Annotated in this window: 24 protein-coding genes; 9 read left to right on the top strand and 15 right to left on the bottom strand. The window is 65.6% G+C overall.

The window, feature by feature from the left end; all coding sequences use genetic code 11:
- The first annotated feature begins 17 nt into the window (after positions 1-17).
- Positions 18-1,115, top strand: coding sequence for a histidinol-phosphate transaminase (locus tag GWG65_RS34380; protein ID WP_275199870.1), 1,098 nt, complete (start codon positions 18-20; stop codon positions 1,113-1,115).
- A complete protein-coding gene (locus GWG65_RS34375) occupies positions 1,112-2,047 on the top strand; it encodes a prephenate/arogenate dehydrogenase family protein (RefSeq protein WP_275199869.1) in 936 nt (311 codons plus the stop codon). The genes GWG65_RS34380 and GWG65_RS34375 overlap by 4 nt, the downstream gene beginning before the upstream one ends.
- Before the next feature lie 188 nt (positions 2,048-2,235).
- On the opposite strand, the gene GWG65_RS34370 is transcribed toward GWG65_RS34375, so the two are convergent.
- On the bottom strand, positions 2,236-3,420 hold the full coding sequence (locus GWG65_RS34370; protein ID WP_275199868.1) for a DUF2125 domain-containing protein: 1,185 nt from the start codon (positions 3,418-3,420) through the stop codon (positions 2,236-2,238).
- Positions 3,421-3,530: 110 nt separating this feature from the next.
- Between GWG65_RS34370 and GWG65_RS34365 the strand changes: the two genes are divergently transcribed.
- Complete coding sequence (locus tag GWG65_RS34365; RefSeq protein ID WP_275199867.1) at positions 3,531-4,142, top strand: gamma-glutamylcyclotransferase; 612 nt, start codon at positions 3,531-3,533, stop codon at positions 4,140-4,142.
- Here GWG65_RS34365 and GWG65_RS34360 read toward each other — a convergent pair.
- The 4 genes from GWG65_RS34360 to ftsE form a co-directional block, all read right to left on the bottom strand.
- Entirely contained in the window at positions 4,139-4,912 is a 774-nt protein-coding gene (locus GWG65_RS34360; protein WP_275199866.1) for a lysophospholipid acyltransferase family protein, read from the bottom strand. The genes GWG65_RS34365 and GWG65_RS34360 overlap by 4 nt on opposite strands.
- Before the next feature lie 11 nt (positions 4,913-4,923).
- Positions 4,924-5,628, bottom strand: a complete 705-nt coding sequence (locus GWG65_RS34355) for a YdcF family protein (RefSeq protein WP_275199865.1) — start codon at positions 5,626-5,628, stop codon at positions 4,924-4,926.
- A gap of 71 nt (positions 5,629-5,699) precedes the next feature.
- Complete coding sequence (locus tag GWG65_RS34350) at positions 5,700-6,668, bottom strand: ABC transporter permease (protein ID WP_275199864.1); 969 nt, start codon at positions 6,666-6,668, stop codon at positions 5,700-5,702.
- Positions 6,661-7,320, bottom strand: coding sequence for a cell division ATP-binding protein FtsE (gene ftsE, locus GWG65_RS34345; RefSeq protein ID WP_148742562.1), 660 nt, complete (start codon positions 7,318-7,320; stop codon positions 6,661-6,663). The genes GWG65_RS34350 and ftsE overlap by 8 nt, the downstream gene beginning before the upstream one ends.
- A gap of 203 nt (positions 7,321-7,523) precedes the next feature.
- Between ftsE and GWG65_RS34340 the strand changes: the two genes are divergently transcribed.
- Together GWG65_RS34340 and GWG65_RS34335 are read left to right on the top strand one after the other, a co-directional pair.
- The gene (locus tag GWG65_RS34340; RefSeq protein ID WP_275199863.1) at positions 7,524-8,399 is read left to right on the top strand and encodes an MJ0042-type zinc finger domain-containing protein; all 876 of its coding nucleotides are present in this window, start codon (positions 7,524-7,526) and stop codon (positions 8,397-8,399) included.
- A gap of 47 nt (positions 8,400-8,446) precedes the next feature.
- Positions 8,447-8,821, top strand: a complete 375-nt coding sequence (locus tag GWG65_RS34335) for a response regulator (protein ID WP_275199862.1) — start codon at positions 8,447-8,449, stop codon at positions 8,819-8,821.
- Between the two features lie 186 nt (positions 8,822-9,007).
- Here the strand turns inward: GWG65_RS34335 and GWG65_RS34330 are convergent, their stop codons facing one another.
- Both GWG65_RS34330 and GWG65_RS34325 read right to left on the bottom strand, forming a co-directional pair.
- A complete protein-coding gene (locus tag GWG65_RS34330; RefSeq protein WP_275199861.1) occupies positions 9,008-10,153 on the bottom strand; it encodes a DUF4175 family protein in 1,146 nt (381 codons plus the stop codon).
- Positions 10,141-12,105: a TIGR02302 family protein gene (locus GWG65_RS34325; RefSeq protein WP_275199860.1), complete on the bottom strand. Its 1,965-nt coding sequence runs from the start codon at positions 12,103-12,105 to the stop codon at positions 10,141-10,143. The genes GWG65_RS34330 and GWG65_RS34325 overlap by 13 nt, the downstream gene beginning before the upstream one ends.
- Positions 12,106-12,283: 178 nt before the next feature.
- Here GWG65_RS34325 and GWG65_RS34320 point away from each other — a divergent pair, with 178 nt between their 5' ends.
- The gene (locus tag GWG65_RS34320) at positions 12,284-12,664 is read left to right on the top strand and encodes a carboxymuconolactone decarboxylase family protein (protein WP_275199859.1); all 381 of its coding nucleotides are present in this window, start codon (positions 12,284-12,286) and stop codon (positions 12,662-12,664) included.
- Positions 12,665-12,797: 133 nt separating this feature from the next.
- Positions 12,798-13,697: an NAD(P)-dependent oxidoreductase gene (locus GWG65_RS34315; protein WP_275199858.1), complete on the top strand. Its 900-nt coding sequence runs from the start codon at positions 12,798-12,800 to the stop codon at positions 13,695-13,697.
- Positions 13,698-13,778: 81 nt separating this feature from the next.
- Here GWG65_RS34315 and GWG65_RS34310 read toward each other — a convergent pair whose 3' ends face one another.
- The 3 genes from GWG65_RS34310 to GWG65_RS34300 all read right to left on the bottom strand — a co-directional run bounded on the left by GWG65_RS34310 (position 13,779) and on the right by GWG65_RS34300 (position 15,287).
- Positions 13,779-14,054 carry a hypothetical protein gene (locus GWG65_RS34310; protein WP_275199857.1) on the bottom strand — a complete coding sequence of 92 codons (276 nt, stop codon included), beginning with the start codon at positions 14,052-14,054 and terminating at the stop codon, positions 13,779-13,781.
- A gap of 70 nt (positions 14,055-14,124) precedes the next feature.
- Positions 14,125-14,451 carry a DUF1330 domain-containing protein gene (locus GWG65_RS34305; RefSeq protein WP_247382674.1) on the bottom strand — a complete coding sequence of 109 codons (327 nt, stop codon included), beginning with the start codon at positions 14,449-14,451 and terminating at the stop codon, positions 14,125-14,127.
- Positions 14,452-14,588: 137 nt separating this feature from the next.
- The gene (locus GWG65_RS34300) at positions 14,589-15,287 is read right to left on the bottom strand and encodes a helix-turn-helix domain-containing protein (protein WP_275199856.1); all 699 of its coding nucleotides are present in this window, start codon (positions 15,285-15,287) and stop codon (positions 14,589-14,591) included.
- A 187-nt stretch (positions 15,288-15,474) separates the two neighbouring features.
- On the opposite strand from GWG65_RS34300, the gene GWG65_RS34295 reads away from it, so the two are divergent.
- Positions 15,475-15,993: an SRPBCC family protein gene (locus GWG65_RS34295; RefSeq protein WP_275199855.1), complete on the top strand. Its 519-nt coding sequence runs from the start codon at positions 15,475-15,477 to the stop codon at positions 15,991-15,993.
- Positions 15,994-16,073: 80 nt separating this feature from the next.
- On the opposite strand, the gene lysA is transcribed toward GWG65_RS34295, so the two are convergent.
- The 3 genes from lysA to argH form a co-directional block, all read right to left on the bottom strand.
- Entirely contained in the window at positions 16,074-17,339 is a 1,266-nt protein-coding gene (lysA, locus tag GWG65_RS34290) for a diaminopimelate decarboxylase (RefSeq protein ID WP_275199854.1), read from the bottom strand.
- Positions 17,340-17,362: 23 nt separating this feature from the next.
- Positions 17,363-17,653, bottom strand: coding sequence for a lipoprotein (locus GWG65_RS34285; protein WP_148738130.1), 291 nt, complete (start codon positions 17,651-17,653; stop codon positions 17,363-17,365).
- A gap of 92 nt (positions 17,654-17,745) precedes the next feature.
- Positions 17,746-19,143, bottom strand: coding sequence for an argininosuccinate lyase (gene argH, locus GWG65_RS34280; protein ID WP_275199853.1), 1,398 nt, complete (start codon positions 19,141-19,143; stop codon positions 17,746-17,748).
- Between the two features lie 129 nt (positions 19,144-19,272).
- Between argH and GWG65_RS34275 the strand changes: the two genes are divergently transcribed.
- Entirely contained in the window at positions 19,273-19,974 is a 702-nt protein-coding gene (locus tag GWG65_RS34275) for a TlpA disulfide reductase family protein (protein WP_275199852.1), read from the top strand.
- 12 nt (positions 19,975-19,986) lie between these two features.
- On the opposite strand, the gene GWG65_RS34270 is transcribed toward GWG65_RS34275, so the two are convergent.
- Together GWG65_RS34270 and GWG65_RS34265 are read right to left on the bottom strand one after the other, a co-directional pair.
- Complete coding sequence (locus GWG65_RS34270; protein ID WP_275199851.1) at positions 19,987-20,181, bottom strand: hypothetical protein; 195 nt, start codon at positions 20,179-20,181, stop codon at positions 19,987-19,989.
- Positions 20,182-20,309: 128 nt separating this feature from the next.
- Positions 20,310-21,191, bottom strand: a complete 882-nt coding sequence (locus tag GWG65_RS34265; protein WP_275199850.1) for a 3-hydroxybutyryl-CoA dehydrogenase — start codon at positions 21,189-21,191, stop codon at positions 20,310-20,312.
- Positions 21,192-21,365: the final 174 nt, after the last annotated feature.

Genomic DNA, 21,365 nt, shown 5'->3' with positions numbered 1-21,365 from the left:
CATTTCCGGAGTTGAAGATGTCCCGCCCCGTGCCGAATCCCGGCATTCTCGATATTGCGCCCTACACGCCCGGCAAGAGCCCGGTGCCGGAGCCCGGCCGCAAGGTGTTCAAGCTCTCCGCCAACGAGACCCCGTTCGGGCCCTCGCCCAAGGCGATCGAGGCCTTCAAGCACGTGGCTGATCATCTGGAAGACTATCCCGAAGGCACCTCGCGCGTGCTGCGCGAAGCGATCGGCCGCAGCTTCGGGCTCGATCCCAACCGCATCATCTGCGGCGCCGGATCGGACGAGATCCTCAATCTACTCGCCCACACCTATCTCAGCCAGGGTGACGAGGCGATCTCCACCACCCACGGCTTCCTGGTCTACCCGATCGCGACCATGGCGGTCGGCGCCAAGAACGTCGTCGCAGCCGAGTCGAACCTCACCGCCGACGTCGACGCGATCCTGAAAGCCGCGACGCCGCGCACCAAGCTGGTGTGGCTCGCCAACCCCAACAACCCGACCGGCACCTATCTGCCGTTCGACGAGGTCAAGCGCCTGCGCGCCGGCCTCCCCTCGTACGTCCTGCTGGTGCTGGACGCCGCCTATTCCGATTATGTTTCTCGTAACGACTATGAAATGGGGATCGAGCTGGTCGCCACCACCGACAACACTGTGGTGACCCACACCTTCTCCAAGATCCACGGCCTCGCGGCGCTGCGCGTCGGCTGGATGTTCGGGCCCGAGCACGTCATCGACGCGGTCAACCGCATCCGCGGCCCCTTCAACGTGTCGACGCCGGCGATGTATGCCGCCGTCGCCGCGATCGAGGACACCGCGCACCAGGCGATGTCGAAGCAGTTCACCGAGATTTGGCGCAACTGGCTCAGCGAGGAGATCAGCAAGCTCGGGCTCAAGGTGACACCGGGTGTCGCCAATTTCATCTTGATCCACTTCCCGACCGACAAGGGCAAGACCGCTGACGACGCCGATGCCTTCCTGACCAAGCGAGGCCTGGTGCTGCGCGGCCTGAAGAACTACGGCCTGCCGCACGCCCTGCGCATGACCATCGGCACCGAGGAGGCCAACCGCCTCGTCGCCGCAGGCTTGCGCGACTTCATGGCCGGCAAATGAGCGCCGACCCGCACTTCCAGCGCGTCGCGCTGATCGGCTTTGGCCTGATCGGCGGCTCGATCGCACGCGCTGCGAAGCTCCAGGGCCTGGCTGGCGAGATCGTCACCACCGCGCGCTCGGAGCAGACTCGCGCGCGGGTGCTGGAGCTCGGCATCGTCGACCAGGTCGTGGGGACCAATGCGGAGGCTGTGAAGGATGCCGATCTCGTCATCCTCTGCATTCCTGTCGGTGCCTGCGGGCCGGTGGCGCAGGAGATATCAGCGCATCTCAAGCCTGGCGCGATCATCTCCGACGTCGGCTCGGTCAAGGGTGCGATCGTCAGGGACATGGCGCCGCACCTGCCGCAAGGGATTCATTTCGTGCCGGCGCATCCGGTGGCAGGCACCGAGCATTCGGGACCGGATTCCGGCTTCGCCGAACTCTTCATCAACCGCTGGTGCATTCTCACCCCGCCGGCAGGCACCGATACTGCCGCCGTCGAGCGGCTGCGCGCATTCTGGGCGGCGATGGGCGCCAAGGTCGAGATCATGACGCCGGATCACCATGATCTCGTGCTCGCGATCACCAGCCATCTGCCGCATCTGATCGCCTACACCATCGTCGGCACCGCCGACGAGCTGGCGCAGGTGACGGAGTCCGAGGTGATCAAGTTTTCCGCCGGCGGCTTTCGCGATTTCACCCGCATCGCGGCGTCCGACCCGACGATGTGGCGCGACGTCTTCCTCGCCAACAAGGAGGCCGTGCTGGAGATGCTTGGCACCTTCACCGAAGATCTGGCCAAGCTGACCCGCGCGATCCGCCGCGGCGACGGCGAGGCGCTGTTCGACCACTTCACCCGCACCCGCGCCATCCGCCGCGGCATCGTCGAGATCGGCCAGGATTCGGCCGCACCGGACTTCGGCCGGCCGCACGCGGCGTTGAAGAAGCCGTAGGCCGTTCGCCGGCCACCTGCATGCCAGTTCCTCATCCTGAGGAGCGCGCCCTTGCGCGCGTCTCGAAGGATGAAGGCCCGGCTGGTGGCCTCGCCCTTCGAGACGCCGCGCGAAGAGCGCGGCTCCTCAGGGTGAGGGTTAGACACGCTCGCGCGCCGCTCCTTCAAGCCGTTGAGCGGATGCGCCAATCAATACAGCGGCGGGATCTGTCCGACCTTCACCGGTCCAAGCAGCACGGCACCATCGACGAACTTCAAGGGGAAGCTCCTCGCCTTCTTGCCTTCCAGCGTGCTCTCGGTACCGATCGAATTGATGCCGGCGGCAACGCCGGCATTGGCGTTTTGCTTGATGACCTTGCCGAGGCCGGGAACGGCGCGATCGAGCGCGCCGAACAGGCTGTTCAGATCCTGCGACTTCACACCGGGAGCGACGCGATCGAGCGTCGATTGCGGCACGCCCTCCTCCAGCATCTTCTCGATGCCAAGCGCCGGAATCACGCGCTCGAGGCCCGTCACCGTCATCTGCAATTCGCCATCGAGCCGGCCCTCCGCCGAGAGGGCGAGCGTGCCGGCCGCGACCGCGATCATCTCGCCCTGCTGGATCCGCGACTGCACGATCTCGATATGGCCGCCCGCCGCCTGGATCTCGCGGAAGCGCTGCGGCCACGGCTTTGGCGTGAGGTCGGTGAGCCCGGTGATCTTCGCGCGCGTGTCGGCCTCGAACGGCTCGGCGAGCAGCGGATGCACGCCCTGGATGCTGCCCTGCGCGGTGTGGACCACAGTCTCGATGACCGGGTGATCGGACGACGATCCATCCGCGAGGCGCCCATGCAGCTCGATCTGTTTTGCGCGCGCGAGCGGCATCTGCATGCCGCCGTCGAGACGATTGAGGCTGGGATCGTCGAACACGATGGAGGCGCGCTCCGGCACGGCCGGCAGGCCGACCACGCTGCTGCGGCCCTTGCTCCAGTTCACCACGAAGGTGTTTTGCGTAACGCCATCGGTCAGGGTTGCCGGCGCCGAGAATTCGGCGATGACGCGCTTGGGGTCGTAGACCTGGGCGACGACGAGAATGTTGTCGAGCTTGGCCGTGAACGGCGTCTTGCTCGCGTTCTGCGACACCAGGGCGACGCTGGCGCCGGAGCACTGGACTTCGAAGCGGAATGGAAAGCCTGCGATCGAGCGCTTGGCGCAATCATAGATGCGGCCGGACTTTGCCTCCTGCGCGCGCCAGGCATCGGCGGCCACCTCCGCCTGCGCGGCGGCATAGAACCAGAAGCCGCTCCACGCGACTGCAAGGATCAGGAGGAGAACGGGTGCGATGAAGAGCCCCCAACGGGAGCGGCGGCCTGCGGCTGCGGTCATATCGGACATGCGGCGACCCTTTGACCCCAGATGATGGCAAATGTAAGCGAGGATAGGCTGCGACGAAAGGCGGAGAATTCACTTCGCTTGGGGACGCGGTTCTGGTAGCCGTGCCCGAAATGTCGGAAATCCCCCTCCCCTCCGTCACATCCGCCAAAGGCGACCTCTGGGTGTTCGGCTACGGCTCCCTGATGTGGCGGCCGGGCTTCCAATTCGAGGAGCGTGTGCCGGCACGGCTGGTCGGCGAGCACCGCGCGCTCTGCGTCTATTCCTTCGTGCACCGCGGCACGGCGGAGAAGCCGGGCCTGGTGCTGGGGCTCGACCGCGGCGGCGCCTGCCGCGGCATCGCCTTCCGCGTCGCCGAGAACAACCGCGCCGACGTGGTCGCCTACTTGCGGGCGCGCGAGCAGGTGACGTCGGTCTATCGCGAGGTGATGCGCTCGGTGTGGCTGGAGAACGACGCCCGCCAGCGCGTCTCCGCGCTCGCCTATGTCGTCGACCGCGGCCACGTGCAATATGCTGGGCGGCTGTCGCTGGCCGAACAGCACCGCCACGTGCTCCAGGGCCACGGCCAATCCGGCGCCAACCGCGATTACGTGACGGCAACGGTCAAGGCGATCGAGGCCGAAGGTTTTCGCGATGCGCAGCTGCATCAACTCGCAACGATGCTGCATGGCGACGCGCATTCGCTGCACGCGCCGGCTCCGCTCGAAGATCGCGAAAATCGTTAGCCGCTCGAGGCAGCGTAGCTCGGCGCGGAGCCGATCAACTGCTCCTGCTCCTTCCGTCCCGCCTCGACGATGCGGCCGGTCGCGTCCTCGATCACATCGCGCACGCGCGCGATGAATTCATCCTTGGGCAGGCCCGGCGGCAGCGGATCGAGAAACTCCACCACCAGCGTACCGGGATAACGCATGAAGGTGCGGCGCGGCCAGAACAGGCCGGAGTTGAGCGCGACCGGCAGACATCGCACGCCGCAGGCGGAATAGATCTGGGCAAAGCCGGTCTTGTAGTCCGGCGGCGCACCGGGCGGCCGGCGCGTGCCTTCGGGGAAGATCAGGAGCTGGCGGCCGCTGCGGACCGCGGCACGAGCCCGCCGCGTCATATCGAGCAGCGCCTTGACGCCGGCGCTGCGGTTGATCGCGATCATCTCGATCTTGCGCAGGAACTGGCCGAAGACCGGGATATGCATGAGCTGGCGCTTGAGGATGAAGATCGGACGATCGAAGAAGGGCATCAACGCAAAGGTCTCCCAGAACGACTGGTGCTTTGCGACCACCAGCAGCGGACCTTCCGGGATCTTCTCGGCGCCGCGGACCTCCACCTTGATGTTGCAGATCACGCGCATCAGGAAAATGCTCGCCTTCGCCCACCATCCCGCGACCGTCAGCAGCGCCCGGGCCGGCATCAGGAAGGTCGGCAGCGCCACGATCGCCAGGCCCACCAGCACGGCATAGAACAGAACGTTGAACACGAGCGAACGCAGGAAAATCAGCAACATCGGCAATCCGATCAATTGGCCTGTGCGGTGGCAGGCCGCTTCGGCTGCGGGCCCGCAGGCTGCTCCGATACTTCGGGCGAAAGGTCAATCCCGAAATCCTCCAGGCGCACCCTGAGCTCCGCGGCGAGGTACTTGACATATTCCGACAGCAGCAGCCGCAGCGTCGAAGCCGAGGTCCACCACGGCTCCTCGCGCCATTTGTCGCCGACCACCGCGAACGGGATCAGTGCCGTCTGCGGCATTGCATGCGAGAATTCCGCCAGCGCGCGCGGCATGTGATAGTTCGAGGTGACCACGATCAGCGATTTGAAGCCGCGCCCCTCGGCCCAGCGCCGCGCCTCCGCTGCGTTGCCGCGGGTCGAAACAGCGGTGCGGTCGAGATCGACGCAGCAATGCATGAAGGACTGGTTCTCCGGCAGGGTGCGGGAGATGTCGCTCGCCGTAGAGGTCGGGTGCACGCCCGAGATCAGGAGCCGCTTGCCGTAGCCGGAAGCCAGCAATTCCATCGCGTCGGACACCCGTGACGAACCGCCGGTCAGCACCACAATGCCGTCCGCCCTGCGATCCGGCGCGAGCTCGGCGCCGCGCAATTGCGACAGGAACGCGACGAATCCGGCGGCCGCGCCGACGAAGGCGAACGCGATCGTCGACACCACGGCTGCGCGCAGCCAGCCGCGCGGCAGGTTCGGCGATTGATCGTCGGTCGGCGCGGTCATGCGATGTCGGTGATCCCTTTCCCAGATGATTTTAGGACGTTTTGAGGCGAAGTGGAGTCCGGTTTGTCGTGCTAATCGACCTCATTCAACGTCGCGAACAGCGTCTGGCGCGAGGCGACGGCCGTGACGGCGCCGATCAGCACCGCCTGCACGGCAAGCACGATGTAGCCCGACGGCCGCAGCGAGAAGGTGCCCAGCAACGCCGCGAACTGGTCGCCGACGGGGGTGCCGGAAAACCACCCCGCGATCGACTCGGAGAAACCGAACACCAGCATGGCGACGCCGCCGCCGATCACGCCGCCTTCCAGGCCCAGGCGGAGGAAATGCCGCAGGAAGCGGTTGGCGATGTAGCGGTCGCCGGCGCCGACGAAATGCAGGACTTCGACGATCGGGCGGTTCGCCGCCATTGCGCCGCGGGTTGCGAACGACACCGAGATGATGGTCGCGACGATGACGAGGGCGAGGATGCCGAAGCCGGCGAGCACGGTGGCGTTGGTCATCGAGCGCATGCGCTCGATCCAGGCCCGGTGATCGTCGACGCTCGCGCTTGGAGCCACCTGGGTCATGCGGTTGCGCAGGGCGCCGAGGTCGAGCGGGGTGCCAGGCTGGACCCGCGCGATGATCAAGCGCGGCACCGGCAGGTCATCCATCGACAGGCCGGTGCCGAGCCAGGGCTCGAGCAGCTTGCCGCTCTCATCCTTGGTGAAGGGCTTGACCTCGACGATGCCGGCTTGCGCGCGCATCGCTTCTGTGACGGCAGCCGTGTCGCGCTCGAGGTCGCGTCCGGCCTGCGGGCGGACCTGGATCGTGATCTCGCTTGCAACATCGGACTGCCATTCCGCGGCCGAGGCGCTGACCAGCAGCACCGTGCCCGTGGTCATCGAGGCAAGGAAGGTCATGATGGCGACGACGGCGACCAGCGCGCGGCCGTGAATCGAGGCGCGCGGCACGATCGGCGACATGTTGCGCGCCCTGGCCGGAAGCTGCGGACGCTCCTGTCCGAGATCGACCAGCACGCCGCGTTCGTCGGTCCTACTCATAGATGTGCAGCCGTCCCTGGTGCAGCACGAAGCGGCGCGCCTCGTACTGGTCCATCAGGGCGATGTCGTGGGTCGCGATAATGACGGCAGTACCGGACTTGTTGAGCTCGATGAAGAGCCGCAGCAATCTCCGGCCGAGCGTCGGATCGACGCTGCCGGTCGGCTCGTCCGCGAGCAGGAGCTGCGGCCGCGAGATCACCGCGCGCGCGATCGCGGCGCGCTGCTTCTCGCCGCCGGACAGGATCGGCGGCAGCGCATCCATGCGCTCGCCGAGGCCGACCCAGCGCAAGAGATCGATGACCTCCTTGCGGTAGCTCGACTCGCTGCGTCCCATGACGCGGAACGGCAGCGCGACGTTCTCATAGGTCGTCATGTGGTCGAGCAGGCGAAAATCCTGGAGCACGATGCCGATACGCTTGCGCAGATCGGCAATCTCGTCCTTGCCGAGCTGCGAGATGTCGTGGCCGAACAGATTGACCAGACCGCGGGTCGGCCGATGCGATAGAAACAACAGGCGCAGCAATGACGTCTTGCCGGCCCCCGACGGGCCGGTGAGGAACTGGAAGGAATGCGGCGGGATCTGGAAATTGAGGTCGCGCAGAATCTCGGGTCCCAGACCGTAACGCAATCCGACATTTTCGAACCGAACCAAGCTCAGCTCCGTTCGAGAGGGGGCGAACCGCCGGCCGCGGCGCTCCGCCAAACGCGGTCCACGGTTTTTGCGACCGTTATGGTTTCCGGTTCGTTAACGGTCGCCTTGTAGCATCCCTGCTAGCGTCCCTGGCGCCCGGTTTCGCACGACCGGCATCGCCAGGATTGACCCAAGACTCGTCCATGCACCAAGGCTCGTCGTCCATGCACATCGTCTGCCCCCATTGTACGACATCCTACGCCATCAAGCTTGCGAGCCTCGGCGCAAACGGGCGTACCGTCCGCTGCTCCCGTTGCAAGGAGACCTGGATGGCACATCCGGACGATGCCATCGAGGAGGCATCCGTTCCGGCCATGGCCGCGGCCAGCCGGACCGACGACCAGGCCGACCTCGCCGAGCAATGGAACTCCTACGCCAAGGACGACGGTGCAGGCGACACTCCGGTGGTCGAGAGCCCCTCGATCGCCAGCGATTGGCCAACGGAGAACGAAACCGACGACGACTGGGCGGCAGCCGCCCGCGCTGTCGAGGAGCAAGATGGCGTCGGCGCACAGCACCAATCATGGTTCCGTGGCCTGTTTCCCCGCCGCGGAGCGCAGGTCAGCCGCAAGGCCGCGACCAGTGCCCCGCGAAAATCCCATTTCAGCCTGCCGACCGCCTGCGCCGCCATGGGCGCCCTGGTGCTGGCTCTGGTGATCTGGCGCGGCGACATGGTGCGGCTGCTGCCGCAGTCGGCGGCGTTCTACAAGATGGTCGGGTTTGACGTGAACCTGCGCGGGCTGGCCTTCAAGGACGTCAAGCTCTCGAGCGAGACCGTGGACGGTAAGCAGGTGCTGGTGATCGAAGGCGTGATCGTCGGCGAAGGCAAGAAAACACTCGATATCCCGCGCTTGCGATTTGCGGTGCGCGATGCGCAAGGCGCCGAAATCTATGCCTGGAATACGGTGCTGGAACAGACCGTGCTCCGGCCCGGCGAGCGCGCCTTCTTCAGGTCGCGCCTGGCCTCGCCGCCGCCGGAGGGCCGCAATATCGATGTTCGCTTCTTCAACCGGCGCGACATTGCCGGCGGCAGCGTATAATCAGCCCGCCGGGTCCCGCGTTGGAGGTTGGTCCCAAGGTTAGTCTCATGCCCAAAGTCTTGATCGCCGACGACGAGGAGTCCATGCGCACGCTGGTCGCGCGCGCCATTGCCATGGACGGTCATGAAACGGTCACCGCGCAGGACGGCGCCGAGGCGCTGGAGATCCTGACCCGCGAGGACGGCGCGTTCGACCTGCTGCTCACCGATATCCAGATGCCGGTGATGGACGGCATCGCGCTGGCGCTCTCCGCCGCGCGCGACTTCCCAGACCTGACCATCCTGCTGATGACCGGCTATGCCGACCAGCGCGAGCGCGCCTCGAACCTGAATGCGCTGGTGCATGACGTCGTGACCAAGCCGTTCTCGGTCGCCGACATCCGCACGGCGGTAGCGGATGCGCTGGCGGCGAAGAAGGGGTAGCGGCTCGACGTATTCCGCTGTCATGCCCCGGCTTGACCGGGGCATCCAGTACGCCGCGGCCTCACGATTCAATCACTGCCGTCTCCGGAATACTGGATCGCCCGATCAAGTCGGGCGATAGCCGAGATTGGGGTGAGAGGTTGCCTCAATCCCGTCAGCGCGAGGTTCACGCGATGTCTCCGCCCCTCAAAAATCCTTCAGCAGCCGCTCGATGTAGTCGAGCTCGATCTGCGGACGCGAGGTGTCGCCGAGGCGGCGGCGGAGCTCTTCGAGGATGCGGCGGACGCGCTGGGCGTCGATCTCGCCGGGGATCTTGACCGTGTAGTCGTCGCCGAACTCGCGGCCATGGAGGGGCCGGCCGAGCGGATCGGTCTGATTGCCGCCGCTCTGCTGGCGACCCGCGCGATTGCCGGGACCGTCGCCCTGACCATCGCCATCGCCCTGCTGCATCGCCTCGGCCATCTTCTGCGCGCCCTTGCGCAGCGCGTCGAGCGCCTTTCCTTGCGAGTCCACGGCGCCCTCGGCATTGCCCTCACCGAGCTTGGAGCCGGCATCGCCCATGGCGCCGTCGGCCGCATCGAGGCCACCATCGTCGTCGCCCTGGTCACCGTCCTGATCGCCGTTCTGGCCGGGCTGTCCCTGGTCGCCTTGCTGACCCTGCTGCCCTTTCTGACCCTTCTGCCCTTTCTGGGCGAGGCCGCGCTTGGCGAGCTCGTCCTGCAGCTTCTTCAAGCGGTCGCGCAGCGACTGCTGGTCCTGCTGGAGGTCGGACATCGACTGGTCGCCCTGCTGCTTGCCGCGCGAGCGGTCACGCCGGGAGTCCTGGCCCTGCTTGTAGGTCTTGTCGCGCAATTGCTGCTGCTTGCGGATCATGTCGCTGAGCTCGTTGAGCGCCTGCTCCATGTCGCTGTCGCCGGATTGCCCGGGCTGCGCCATCTGGAGATTTTCCATGATCTGCGCCAGTTGCTCGAGCATGCGCTGGGCCGCCTCGCGATTGCCCTCGCGCGCCAGCTTCTCGATCTGCTTCACCATCTCGTCCAGATCGCGCTGGGTGATGACGGAGCGATCGCGGTTGGACGACTGGCTTCTTTCCGTCGCCCGCTTGTATTCCTCGAGCTTCTGAATGGCGTCGGACTGATTGTTCAGGCTGCGCCCGGACTCCTTCTGCCGGAGGCTGTCGCCGGCATCCTGCATCGCCTTTTCCGCGCCATCGAGCAGTGCATCAGGATCCTGATCCTGCTGGGCGGCGACGGCCGGGAGGCCTCCCAACAGGAGAGCAAGGCAGGCGATCGACATCGCCTGCAAGACTGGCACGCGCGCTAGCTTCCGCATTTCCGGTCTCGCGTAAATTGATTGGGCCCGTCCTCCGGCGCCTTCGCCCGGTTGTTCGCCGACTTCCGATAGGCCTGAAGTTGCTGGCGCAAGGCGTCCTGCTGCTGCGCGAGCTCCTCGAGCTGCGCCGGCGTGGCATTCTGGGTCTTCTGTCGCAGCTCCACCGCCTTGTCGAGAATGAGCTGGACCTCCGCGGGGAAGGGCTGCCGGGGTCCAAGCGGATTTTGCTCGGCGCGCCGGGCGACGTCCCGCACCTTTCCAGCCATCGCCTCGCGCAGTTTTCGCGTCAGCGCCTTGATCTCGTCCTCGCTGGCACCGCGTTCGAGCGCCTGCTTGAGCGCATCCTGCGCCGAGCGCAGCGCGGCGTTGACGCTGCCGGCGACACCATCGTCCTCGATGGTGACCGCGAACGCCCACATGCTCCCCACGACATCGCGCAGCGCGTCATCGGTGCGGGCCGCTTCGAGCTGAAGCGCCAGGCTGCGCAGGCCGAGATAGCAGCCGGCATCCGGCGTGAACAACTCAGGCGCAATCATCAGCGCGTCGAGTGCCGCGTAGACGTCGGAATTCTTGTTGGCGTCGAGCGCAAGGATGCGGCGCTGCTCGATCAGAGCCCGTGCGAGCGAGTTGGTGAAGAGCCGCTCGGGCAGGCGCATGTTGAAGGGATCGCTCCTCGCCTCGTTGCCGGCCTCGTCCTTGGCAGTCAGCGTCAGCGTCACGTCGGCGCCGGCATAGGGGTCCTCGCTGAGGTCCTTCACCGTCTGGCCGAGGCCGTTGCGGGTGCGCGCGTTCGGCAGCACGAGCGGGAATTGCGGCGGCTGGAACAGCGGCCGCGCGGCGGCCTTGGTCTCTGCGTTCTTGCTGCCGTCCTTGGTGCCGGCCGGCTTGGTATCAGCAGGCTTGCCGTCGGCGGGGCGCAGGGCAATTTGCGCTTCGGCGCCGGTGACGCCGTAATCGTCCTCGATCTTGTAGGAGAGCTGGAGCGCGCCGCGGGCCTGGCGCTCCGGATCCTTGGCAAGCGCGATCGTCGGCGCGCGGTCCGGGGTTGCCGTGAAGGCCCATTGCGGCTGGCCCGAGGGCGCGCGGACGTGGGCGGTGCCGTCGCCGGTGATGGCAAAATGCTTCTCGTTGGTGCCCTTGGGCGCAGCCTCGGTGGGGGCGACCTCCTTGAGGCCGCCGGAGACGGTCACATCCAGGCTGCCGCCGGAGGAGCGCACGATCAGGGTCGAGCCGGTGGGAACGGCGAGCGGGCCGCTGGCGGGAAGCGCCGCGGCCTCCTTGTTGGCGGCCGACAGGATGACCGGCGGCTTGCCGGTGTAGAGCGGCGGCGTGACCCAGGCATCGACGCGAATGTTGGCCGGCGCCAGCACGCCGTTCCAGTCAAAGGCAGCGCCCAGGCGCATCGCGCGCTCGTCGCCAGCGGCGAAGAAGGTCGCAACCAGCATCACCATCACCGCCGCGCGCAGCGCCCAGGGATCGCTCAGCGCGAGCCGCGGGTGCGGCAGACCGGCGCGGATGCGCTTGAGCGAGGCCAGCGTGCGTTCACGCTGCGCCTGCCACAGCGCCTGCGCGATCGGGTCCTGCGAGGTCAACGTGTCCGCGAGCGTGGTGGCGGGGCGGTGACGGATGCCGGAGCCCCGGTCCAGCCGGGCGAGCGCCTGCTCTCGGCGCGGCCAGCGAAAACCAAGCAGCGGAAACGCGGCGGCGGCGGCGAATCCGGCGAAAACAACGAGACCGATGGCGCGGGCGATGAACGGCAGCGCCAGCCAAAGACCGGCCCAGGACACCACCAGGAACAGGCCGGCAACGGTCAGAAGCCGCGCCAAATGTGGCCAGGCACGCTCCCACGCGATGGCATAAGTGGCCCGATCGAGGGCCTGCGCCAGCTTCAGCCGCGACAAAGCGTTGCCGTCGCGGATCGGGTCTGACGGGTCGGGGGTGACGCCGTTCAATCAGCTCTCCAGGTTGCCCGGTAGAGTGAAGCCTATCACAACGGCAGCACTGAGGCATCCGTTCCTGTACGGGAGACACCCCTTTTCCCGCATAACACGAGGACGTGACTGCCCCGGCGCAACCCCGTAATTTCCGCGCCCCCATCCAAGGGAAACGCAAGGGAATAAGGGAAACGCCATGGACAAGAAGATGCACGACAAGGGCCTGGAAGTCCGCAAAGCGGTGCTGGGCGAGGCCTATGTCAACAACAGCCTGAAGAACGTCGACGACTTCAACCGTCCGTTCCAGGAGATGCTGAACGAATATTGCTGGGGCACGGTGTGGGGCCGCGAGGAACTGCCGCGCAAGACCCGCAGCATGCTCAACATCGCGATGATTGCGATCCTCAACCGCCAGCACGAATTCCGTGCGCATCTGAAGGGCGCGCTAACCAACGGCGTCAGCCGCGACGAAATCCGCGAGATCCTGATGCAGGTCGCGATCTATGGCGGGATGCCGGCCGCGGTCGACAGCTTTCGGATCGCGCGCGAGGTGTTCGCGGAGATCGACAAAGCCTAAGCTCAACAAATAGTTTTCAACGCATTGCTCCGTCATTGCGAGCGAAGCGAAGCAATCCAGAATCCCTCCGCGGAAACATTCCTGGATTGCTTCCTCGCTTCGCTCCTCGCAATGACGACGGGGAGGAAACACCATGGACATCGGATTCATCGGCCTCGGAAACATGGGTTTCCCGATGGCGCGGCGGTTGATCGAGGCTGGAAATCGCCTCGTCGTGTTCGACACGCGCAAGGAGGCCGTCGACAAGCTGGTCGCGCGCGGCGGGCTGGCTGCGACGTCGCCGAAGGACGTTGCCGACCGGGTCGAGACGGTGATGGCGAGCCTGCCGTCGCTGCCGGCTTCGCTCGAGGTCGCGACCGGCGCGAACGGCGTGATCGAGGGCAAATCCGTCAAGCGCTTCGTCGACCTTTCGACCGTCGGCTCGCAGATGGCATCGAAGATCCATGGTCTGTTGGCCAAGCGCGGCATCGTGCAGATCGACAGCCCGGTGTCCGGCGGCGTCGGCGGCGCGGAGAAGGGCACGCTGGCGGTGATGGTGTCCGGGCCCAAGGCGGAATTCGAGCGGCTGAAGCCGGCGCTGGACGTGATCGGAAAGGTGTTCTTCATCGGCGAGAAGCCGGGCGCGGCGCAGACCATGAAGCTCGCCAACAATTTTTTGTCGGCCACCGCGATCGTGGCAACGTCGGAAGCCGTCGTGATGGGCGTCAAGGCCGGGCTCGATCCCGCCGTGATGATCGACGTCATCAATGCCGGCTCCGGCATGAACACCGCGAGCCGCGACAAGTTTCCGCGCGCCGTGCTGCCGCGCAGCTTCGACTTCGGCTTCGCTACCGGATTGATGGTGAAGGACGTGCGGCTGGCGCTGGAGGAGATGAAACAGCTCGGCCTGTCGATGGAGGTAGCCGACGCGGTCGGGCGGTTGTGGGAGACCGTGATCAGCACGGAGGGCGCCGACTCCGATTTCACCGCGGCGATCAAGCCGATCGAGAAAAAGGCGGGAGTGGTGGTGGGTGCGCAAACCGCCCGCAGCTAGCGCCAACAGGATAACGCAGCGCCGGTGACCGGCGCTGCGTTGTCTTCGTCGGGTCGATCTACGGTGGTGAACGCACAACTGCTACGAGCGGCGTCTGCCGAGTTCTACGAGGTTGATCGGCTGACCTAATTGCAGGGAGGCGGCGCCGCCGCTGCACTTGATGTACTTCTCATCGCACCTGCGCATGCAACGCCTGTCACTCGAGCATTTCGCAGCGGTGTTGTTGCAGCTGACCCAGGTGATGTCGCACCGCGTGACCCGGGCCGAGGCGGCGCCGGAAAGTCCGACCAGAAAGACCACGCTGCAAGCCACGAAAAACATGCGAAGCGGGCCGGCGCCGGCGAGTGAATCGTTCATTCCAATCTCCTGTGTCGGCCGGGCACAATCTGCGCCTGCGGCCGGGTCCGAGTTCCTGCCGAGACGCAGTTCAAGCCTTGGCGAGATAAGGGATCGTGCCGGCCAAATCGGTATCGTCGATGAGCTGGAAACGGCTGTCGCTACCGCTCCGGCGCGCCGCCGCAAAGCGGCCATAGGCGGGGTCGGCAACGAAGGATTCCGCCGCCTTCGCCGAGGGAAACGACATGATCGCAATCAGCGAAGTGTCGAGCGGCGCGCCTTCCAGCGTCTTCACATTGCCGCTGCGCGAGAGGTACTTGCCACCGTGCTTGTGCACGAGGTCGTGAACGGAGGCCGCATAGTCCGGCACCCACTTTCCGTCGGTCACTTTGATGTCTGCGATCAGATAGGCTGTCATGCCGTGTCTCCTGTCTCGATGTCTGCCCCTGCCTCATTGGCGTGGGGGATGGCACCGATGTGCCAGAACACGGCGGCGGCGGACCAGTACGAGAACTGTAGCGCGGCGATACAGATATTGAATCGAGCCGGCGTCCGTCAGCTTGCCAGCTTGCGTTCCTTGGCGAACGGGCTGAGCCCCAGCCAGCTTTGAATGGCAGCGGCAAGCTGCCGGTCACCGGTGAGCAGCATCCGTTGGCTGGCAACGGCAGCGCGTACGGTTTCGAGCCCCATCCAGATGGCCGTCATCGTGCGCAGATCGACCGATACGTAGAGATCGACCTCGAAACCCGGATCGATGGAGCAAAGATCGACACTCTCGTTGGGGTCGACGATCAGCCACCACAGGCGCTGCGTGGCGGGCAACTCGGGATAGGCGAACTGCAGGACGCTGCGGCGGCTCGGCATAGGCGTCGTATTCAGATTTCGCCGCATGTCCCACATCAGCAGCTGGACGTCGAGATGCTGAAGCGACAGATGCGATTCGATACGGCGCTGGCCCCAGACGCCGAACGCCTCGACGATCGGGCCGAGTTCGCGCCCAGCCGCCGTCAGCTGATATTCGAGCACTCCACGCTCGGAAGCCGACGATCGACGCATGACGATGCCGGCTGCTTCGAGCTCTTTCAGCCGCTGCGAGAGCAACGCAGGTGACATACGCGGAACACCGCGGCGCAGCTCGTTGAAACGAGTCGAACCGGCAATGAGTTCGCGGAGCAGCACGATGGTCCACCGCGTACACAATATCTCGGCCGCCATCGCGACCGGACAGAACTGCCTGTAGCTGCCGATGGTCATGCGGGCCTCCGAGACAAGAGAGAGCCGGGACCTTAGGGCCGGCGCGCGCGGCTTCCTAGTTCAGTTTCTGTATCAGGCTCGATTCATTCTCTGAACTGGCCGCGGACCGCGGGCGGCGTCTATCCGAACCGGCATTGTAAGCAAGGCGGCCCGCCGCGGTACCGCCTGTCAAATGTAGGAGATTTGAATGAAGAAAGACGATGCAACCCCTTCCAGATTCCTCGCCTCGCTGAGCAACGCCATGAAATGCGCCATCGTTCTCGGCGCCGGCGTCGTTCCGGCTTCCGCAGCCAACCTGACGCACAGCATCGAGGTCAGCGGCGCCGCCGCTGAGGTGTGGTCCGTCATCGGCCCGTTCTGCGCGATCAAGGACTGGCTGCCGCCGGTCGGTCAGTGCATCGAGGACGGCAAATCGCCGCCGACCCGGACGCTCGTCACCAAGGACGGCAAGGCCTCCTTCGTCGAGTCGCAGATCGCGCGTGACGACAGGGGCTACAGCTATTCCTACGCGTTCCTGTCGAGCCCGCTGCCGGTGAGCCAGTACAAGTCGACCATCAAGGTTACGGCAAGGGGGGAAGGCGTGTCGGTGGTGACCTGGACCGGCACCTACACGCCTGACCCTGGCAAGGAAAAGGAAGCAGTCGATGCCCTCAACGCCGTCTACGATTCCGGCCTCGCCGCGATCAGGGACCGGTTCAAGAGGTAGGCGCGGTCGACAGCCCGGCTGGATGAGCGCGAGCAATGCCTGCGCTCATCGTCGCAGGGTGCCGCCGGTGCGATCGAGCCTCACAGCCACGGCGCCGGCGTGTCCATCGCGATCAGCTGCTCAACTTCGACGCGCGGACGTACCACTGCGTACCGATCGCCCTTCACCAGCACTTCCGGCACCAGCGCCCTCGTATTGTAGGTGCCGGCCTGCACCGCGCCATAGGCGCCGGCGGTCATGATGGCGAGGAGATCGCCGGGCTTGGGCGTCGGCAGCGTGCGGTCGAGCGCAAGGTAGTCGCCGGTCTCGCAGACCGGGCCGACGACGTCGGCCGTGATCGTGGCTGCGCCCCTCGCCGGCTGCGTCACCGGCAAAATATCGTGATGGGCCTCGTACAGCGTCGGGCGGATCAGATCGTTCATAGCGGCGTCGATGATGACGAAATTCTTGCCGTCGCCGTGCTTCACGTAGATCACCTTCGCAACCAGGATGCCGGCATTGCCGACGATCATCCGGCCCGGCTCGAACATCAGCGTGCAGCCGAGATTGTGGCTGACACGCTTGACCATCGCAGCATAAGCATCGGGCGCCGGCGGCGCCTCGCGGTCCATGTAATAGGGAATGCCGAGGCCGCCGCCGAAATCGACATGCGAGATGTTGTGGCCGTCGGCACGCAGCGTCTGCACGAACTCGGAGAGGATGCGGAACGCGGTCTCCATCTTGGAGAGGTCCGTGATCTGGCTGCCGATATGCACGTCGGTGCCGGTCACCGCGATGCCGGGGAGCTTTGCCGCGCGCGCATAGACCTCGCGGGCATAGGCGATCGGAATGCCGAACTTGTTCTCGGACTTGCCGGTGGAGATCTTTGCGTGCGTACCGGCATCGACGTCCGGATTGACGCGCACCGAGATGCGCGCGGTCTTGCCCATCTCGCTCGCAAGCCGCGACAGCAGCTCCAGCTCAGGCTCGGATTCGACGTTGAGACAGAGGATGTCGGCGGCCAGCGCCGCGCGCAGCTCTTCTTCCGTCTTGCCGACGCCGGAGAACAGTATCTTGCCTGCAGGGATGCCGGCGGCCAGCGCGCGCTTCAATTCGCCGCCGGAGACCACGTCGGCGCCGGCGCCGAGCTTGGCCAGCGTGCGCAGCACCGACTGGTTGGAGTTCGCCTTCATGGCGTAGCAGACCAGCACCTTCTCGCCGGCGAAGGCGTCGGTGAAGACGCGGTAATGGCGCTCCAGCGTCGCGGTCGAATAGCAATAGAACGGCGTGCCGACGGCCGCGGCGAGCTCGGACAGGTTCACCGCCTCGGCGTGCAGCACGCCGTTGCGGTAGTCGAAATGGTTCATGGCGTTGGCTCAGCTACCCCAGCCTACCGGCTGGGTCTTTCGTCCAGGAGCGGGTCGAGGATAAAGGATTTCTTTTTGCCCTTGGCCGCCGCCGGCGGGGCGTCCGCGCCATAGGTGGGATTGAACACGCTCGGCGTCCTCTGGGCTTCGATCTCGGTGTCGGTCGGCCCGGCCACATTGGCCGTGGACGCGCTGGAGGCGGTCGGCGGCAGATCGAGCGGGCCCTTGCGGCCGCAGCCGGCAAGCGCCAGCGCACTCAGGCTAAGGACAATGATGGCCCACCCCGAACCGGCCGGGCGAAACTTTGACGTCACGACGAAATCCCCATTACGCGGCCGCACCATACAGAGATTGGCGCACTCTGGCGAGAGCCGGATCACCATGAAACATAAGCGAAATTTTGCCCTCAGCCCAATTTTCGCTCTTTTTCCAGCCGCCTCAGCCAGGCCTTGGCCTGCGCCGCCACGTTCTTCGGCGCGGTGCCGCCGAAGCTGGTGCGGCTCTTCACCGACGATTCGACCGAGAGCACGCCGAGCACGTCCTTGGTGATGTCAGGCTCGATCGCCTGCATCTGCTCGAGCGGCAGGTCGTGCAGCGCCACGCCGCCCTCGGCGGCCTTGGCGACGATGCGGCCGGTGACGTGATGGGCCTCGCGGAACGGCATTTTCAGCGTCCGCACCAGCCAGTCGGCAAGATCAGTCGCGGTGGCGTAACCCTCGCCGGCGGCAAGCTTCATCTTGGCCTCGTCGGGCACGAGATCGCGGACCATGCCGGTCATGGCGCGGATCGCGAGCGACAGCGCGGCAAAGCCCTCCATGGCGCCCTGCTTGTCCTCCTGCATGTCCTTTTGATAGGCGAGCGGCAGGCCCTTCATCACGATCAGGAGACCGTTGAGCGCACCAATGACGCGGCCGGTCTTGGCGCGCACCAGCTCGGCGGCATCCGGGTTGCGCTTCTGCGGCATGATCGAGGAACCGGTCGTGAACTTGTCGCTGAGGCGGATCATGCCGACCAGCGGCGAGGTCCAGATCACGATCTCTTCGGCAAAACGCGACATGTGCACCGCGCAGATCGCGGCCCCCGACAAGGTCTCCAGCACGAAGTCGCGGTCGGAGACCGCATCGAGCGAGTTCGCCATCGGCCGGTCAAAGCCGAGCGCCTTGGCGGTGGCGTGGCGGTCGATCGGGAACGAGGTGCCGGCGAGCGCGGCGGCGCCGAGCGGGGATTCGTTCAGCCGCTTGCGCGCGTCCTGGAAACGGCCGCGGTCGCGCGCGGCCATCTCGACATAGGCGAGCAGATGATGGCCGAAGGTGACGGGCTGCGCGGTCTGCAGATGCGTGAAGCCGGGCATGACTGTTGCGGCATGCTCGAGCGCGCGTTGCACCAGCGCGTGCTGGAACGCGGCGAGCGCGGCGTCGGTCTCGTCGAGCACATCGCGGACGTAGAGACGGAAATCGGTCGCGACCTGGTCGTTGCGCGAGCGCGCCGTGTGCAGACGGCCGGCGGCCGGGCCGATCAGCTCGGACAGCCGGCTCTCGACATTCATGTGAATGTCCTCAAGCGCACGCTTGAATTCGAAGCCGCCCTTGCCGATCTCTGACAAAATCGTGTCTAGACCCTTGCCGATATTTTTCGCATCAGAGGCCGTGATGATGCCCTGCGCGGCAAGCATCGCGGCGTGGGCCTTGGACGCGGCAATGTCCTGGGCAAAGAGGTGACGATCGACGTCGATGGAGACATTGATTTCCTCCATGATCTCATCGGGACGTTCCGAGAACCGGCCGCCCCACATCTTGTTGCTCATGATCCCCTGCTCACGCCTTGCCTGTCGCTGGATGCGGCCCTGCTGTCGCTAGCTTGCGTCCCGTGCCGCACGTTTGCTGGCCGCCGCCAGCCGTATTAAGAGGCCTCTGATAGCCATATCTGCGACCGGATGACAAACGATATGCTCGACCCCAACGATATGCCCGGCCAACGGAAAGCACGGTCGGCCACGCGCCGGATCCCGGTCGTGATCGCCACCGTGGTGGTCGGAGGGCTCGCCTCCTTCGCCGCGCTGTACGGGCTGGGCCTGAGCCGGGCGCCCTCCGGCGATCCCCTCTGCCGGGCGGCGGTGACAACGGCCTCGAGGATCGCCCCGCTCGCCCATGGCGAGGTCGCGGCGCTGACCATGGCGACCGCGCCCCTGAAGCTGCCGGACCTCGCCTTCGAGGATGCCGACGGCAAGCCGAAAAAGCTGTCGGACTTCCGCGGCAAGACGCTTTTGGTGAACCTCTGGGCCACCTGGTGCGTGCCGTGTCGGAAAGAAATGCCGGCGCTGGACGAGCTCCAGGGCAAGCTTTCGGGGCCGAATTTCGAGGTGGTGGCGATCAATATCGACACCCGCGACCCGGAGAAGCCCAAAAACTTCCTGAAGGACGCCAATCTAACCCGGCTCGGCTATTTCAATGACCAAAAGGCCAAGGTTTTTCAGGACCTTAAGGCGATAGGCCGAGCCCTGGGCATGCCGACCTCGGTGTTGGTCGACCCGCACGGCTGCGAGATCGCGACCATCGCCGGACCGGCGGAATGGGCAAGCGAGGACGCGCTCAAGCTGATCCGGGCCGCGGTGAGCCCGGCGGCTGCGTCTTACTAAGCTGAGATATTGTTAAGCGGCGATATTGAGATTGCCGCCGACGCCGGGGGCGACATTGGCAAGCGAAGGCTGACCGGCGCCGAGCAGCGTCAGGACAGTGGATTTCTCCGCGTCCGCGTTCTGCTTCATCAGCGTCGCCGAGATATTCGACTGCAGCGCGCCTTGCTGAGCGGCCAGCATGGTGCTGACCATCGCCATCATGTCCATACGCAAAACCTTCTTACCGGCGGTACCCTAGGGCCGATCGGTTAACGAGAGGTAGAGAGGTCGGACGGCTTCGTGTCCTGGACACAATGGGATACGAAAGGCCGCAGCGGCCGGGGCACGAGCGCGTCTTACCGCGTCGGAAGCGGCTTGGCGCCGCGGTAGTCGTAGAAGCCGCGCTGGGTCTTGCGGCCGAGCCAGCCGGCCTCGACGTATTTCACCAGCAGCGGGCACGGGCGATATTTCGAATCCGCCAGCCCCTCATGCAGCACCTGCATGATGGAAAGACAGGTATCGAGGCCGATGAAATCGGCAAGCTCCAGCGGGCCCATCGGGTGGTGCGCGCCGAGTTTCATCGCCGCGTCGATGGCCTCGACGTTGCCGACGCCTTCATACAGCGTGTAGATCGCCTCGTTGATCATCGGCAGCAGGATGCGGTTGACGATGAAGGCCGGGAAATCCTCGGACACCGCGACCTGCTTGCCGAGCTTGGCCACGAACTCCTTGGAGGCCTCGAAGGTGTGGTCGTCGGTGGCGATGCCGCGGATCAGCTCGACCAGTTCCATCAGCGGCACCGGATTCATGAAATGAATGCCGATGAAGCGCTCGGGCCGGTCGGTGGCGGCGGCGAGCCGGGTGATCGAGATCGAGGAGGTATCGGAGGCCACGATCGCCTCCGGCTTCAACACCGCGCAGAGCTCGTGAAAGATCTTGCGCTTGACCTCTTCCTTTTCGACCGCAGTCTCGATCACAAGATCGCAGTCGGCGAGGTCGTCCAGCTTTTCGGCGAGCGCGATGCGCGCAACGGCCTTGGTCTTGGCCTCCTCGGTGACGGCCTTCTTGGAGACCTGACGCGCCAGATTGCCGTTGATGGTGGCCATGCCCGACTTGAGGCGATCGGCCGAGATGTCGTTGAGCACCACGTCGAAGCCGGCAAGCGCCGCGACATGCGCGATGCCAGTGCCCATCTGCCCCGCGCCGATCACGCCGACCTTCTTGATTATTGCAGCCATATTGCCATCCACCGGAACGGCGCGCACATCGCGCCCTGCCTATCCCCTTGAGCCGGGGGGCCGATTTTACCAGAAGCCTGATTTAATCAGAACCTTGGCTCGAAACCTAGATTGGATCGCTCCCCCGGCGTGCCCCACGCCAAAGAAACGCCGGCCGGAGTGTACACCTCCGGC

The organism is Bradyrhizobium sp. CSA207 (assembly GCF_029051685.1).
Lineage (GTDB): Bacteria > Pseudomonadota > Alphaproteobacteria > Rhizobiales > Xanthobacteraceae > Bradyrhizobium.
The sequence above is the reverse complement of the archived record's forward strand: the minus strand, read 5'-3'. Positions and strand labels throughout refer to the sequence as shown.

What these genes read in the sequence shown, in the direction of transcription:
- GWG65_RS34295 (WP_275199855.1), top strand. Translation starts at nt 15,475, where the DNA reads ATGAAGAAAGACGATGCAACCCCTTCCAGATTCCTCGCCTCGCTGAGC.
- GWG65_RS34340 (WP_275199863.1), top strand. Translation starts at nt 7,524, where the DNA reads ATGCACATCGTCTGCCCCCATTGTACGACATCCTACGCCATCAAGCTT.
- GWG65_RS34265 (WP_275199850.1), bottom strand. Translation starts at nt 21,191, where the DNA reads ATGGCTGCAATAATCAAGAAGGTCGGCGTGATCGGCGCGGGGCAGATG.
- GWG65_RS34310 (WP_275199857.1), bottom strand. Translation starts at nt 14,054, where the DNA reads ATGAACGATTCACTCGCCGGCGCCGGCCCGCTTCGCATGTTTTTCGTG.
- GWG65_RS34365 (WP_275199867.1), top strand. Translation starts at nt 3,531, where the DNA reads ATGTCGGAAATCCCCCTCCCCTCCGTCACATCCGCCAAAGGCGACCTC.
- GWG65_RS34380 (WP_275199870.1), top strand. Translation starts at nt 18, where the DNA reads ATGTCCCGCCCCGTGCCGAATCCCGGCATTCTCGATATTGCGCCCTAC.
- lysA (WP_275199854.1), bottom strand. Translation starts at nt 17,339, where the DNA reads ATGAACCATTTCGACTACCGCAACGGCGTGCTGCACGCCGAGGCGGTG.
- GWG65_RS34320 (WP_275199859.1), top strand. Translation starts at nt 12,284, where the DNA reads ATGGACAAGAAGATGCACGACAAGGGCCTGGAAGTCCGCAAAGCGGTG.
- GWG65_RS34375 (WP_275199869.1), top strand. Translation starts at nt 1,112, where the DNA reads ATGAGCGCCGACCCGCACTTCCAGCGCGTCGCGCTGATCGGCTTTGGC.
- argH (WP_275199853.1), bottom strand. Translation starts at nt 19,143, where the DNA reads ATGAGCAACAAGATGTGGGGCGGCCGGTTCTCGGAACGTCCCGATGAG.
- GWG65_RS34370 (WP_275199868.1), bottom strand. Translation starts at nt 3,420, where the DNA reads ATGTCCGATATGACCGCAGCCGCAGGCCGCCGCTCCCGTTGGGGGCTC.
- GWG65_RS34270 (WP_275199851.1), bottom strand. Translation starts at nt 20,181, where the DNA reads ATGGACATGATGGCGATGGTCAGCACCATGCTGGCCGCTCAGCAAGGC.
- GWG65_RS34335 (WP_275199862.1), top strand. Translation starts at nt 8,447, where the DNA reads ATGCCCAAAGTCTTGATCGCCGACGACGAGGAGTCCATGCGCACGCTG.
- GWG65_RS34355 (WP_275199865.1), bottom strand. Translation starts at nt 5,628, where the DNA reads ATGACCGCGCCGACCGACGATCAATCGCCGAACCTGCCGCGCGGCTGG.
- GWG65_RS34275 (WP_275199852.1), top strand. Translation starts at nt 19,273, where the DNA reads ATGACAAACGATATGCTCGACCCCAACGATATGCCCGGCCAACGGAAA.
- GWG65_RS34315 (WP_275199858.1), top strand. Translation starts at nt 12,798, where the DNA reads ATGGACATCGGATTCATCGGCCTCGGAAACATGGGTTTCCCGATGGCG.
- GWG65_RS34330 (WP_275199861.1), bottom strand. Translation starts at nt 10,153, where the DNA reads ATGCGGAAGCTAGCGCGCGTGCCAGTCTTGCAGGCGATGTCGATCGCC.
- GWG65_RS34305 (WP_247382674.1), bottom strand. Translation starts at nt 14,451, where the DNA reads ATGACAGCCTATCTGATCGCAGACATCAAAGTGACCGACGGAAAGTGG.
- GWG65_RS34350 (WP_275199864.1), bottom strand. Translation starts at nt 6,668, where the DNA reads ATGAGTAGGACCGACGAACGCGGCGTGCTGGTCGATCTCGGACAGGAG.
- GWG65_RS34360 (WP_275199866.1), bottom strand. Translation starts at nt 4,912, where the DNA reads ATGTTGCTGATTTTCCTGCGTTCGCTCGTGTTCAACGTTCTGTTCTAT.
- GWG65_RS34300 (WP_275199856.1), bottom strand. Translation starts at nt 15,287, where the DNA reads ATGACCATCGGCAGCTACAGGCAGTTCTGTCCGGTCGCGATGGCGGCC.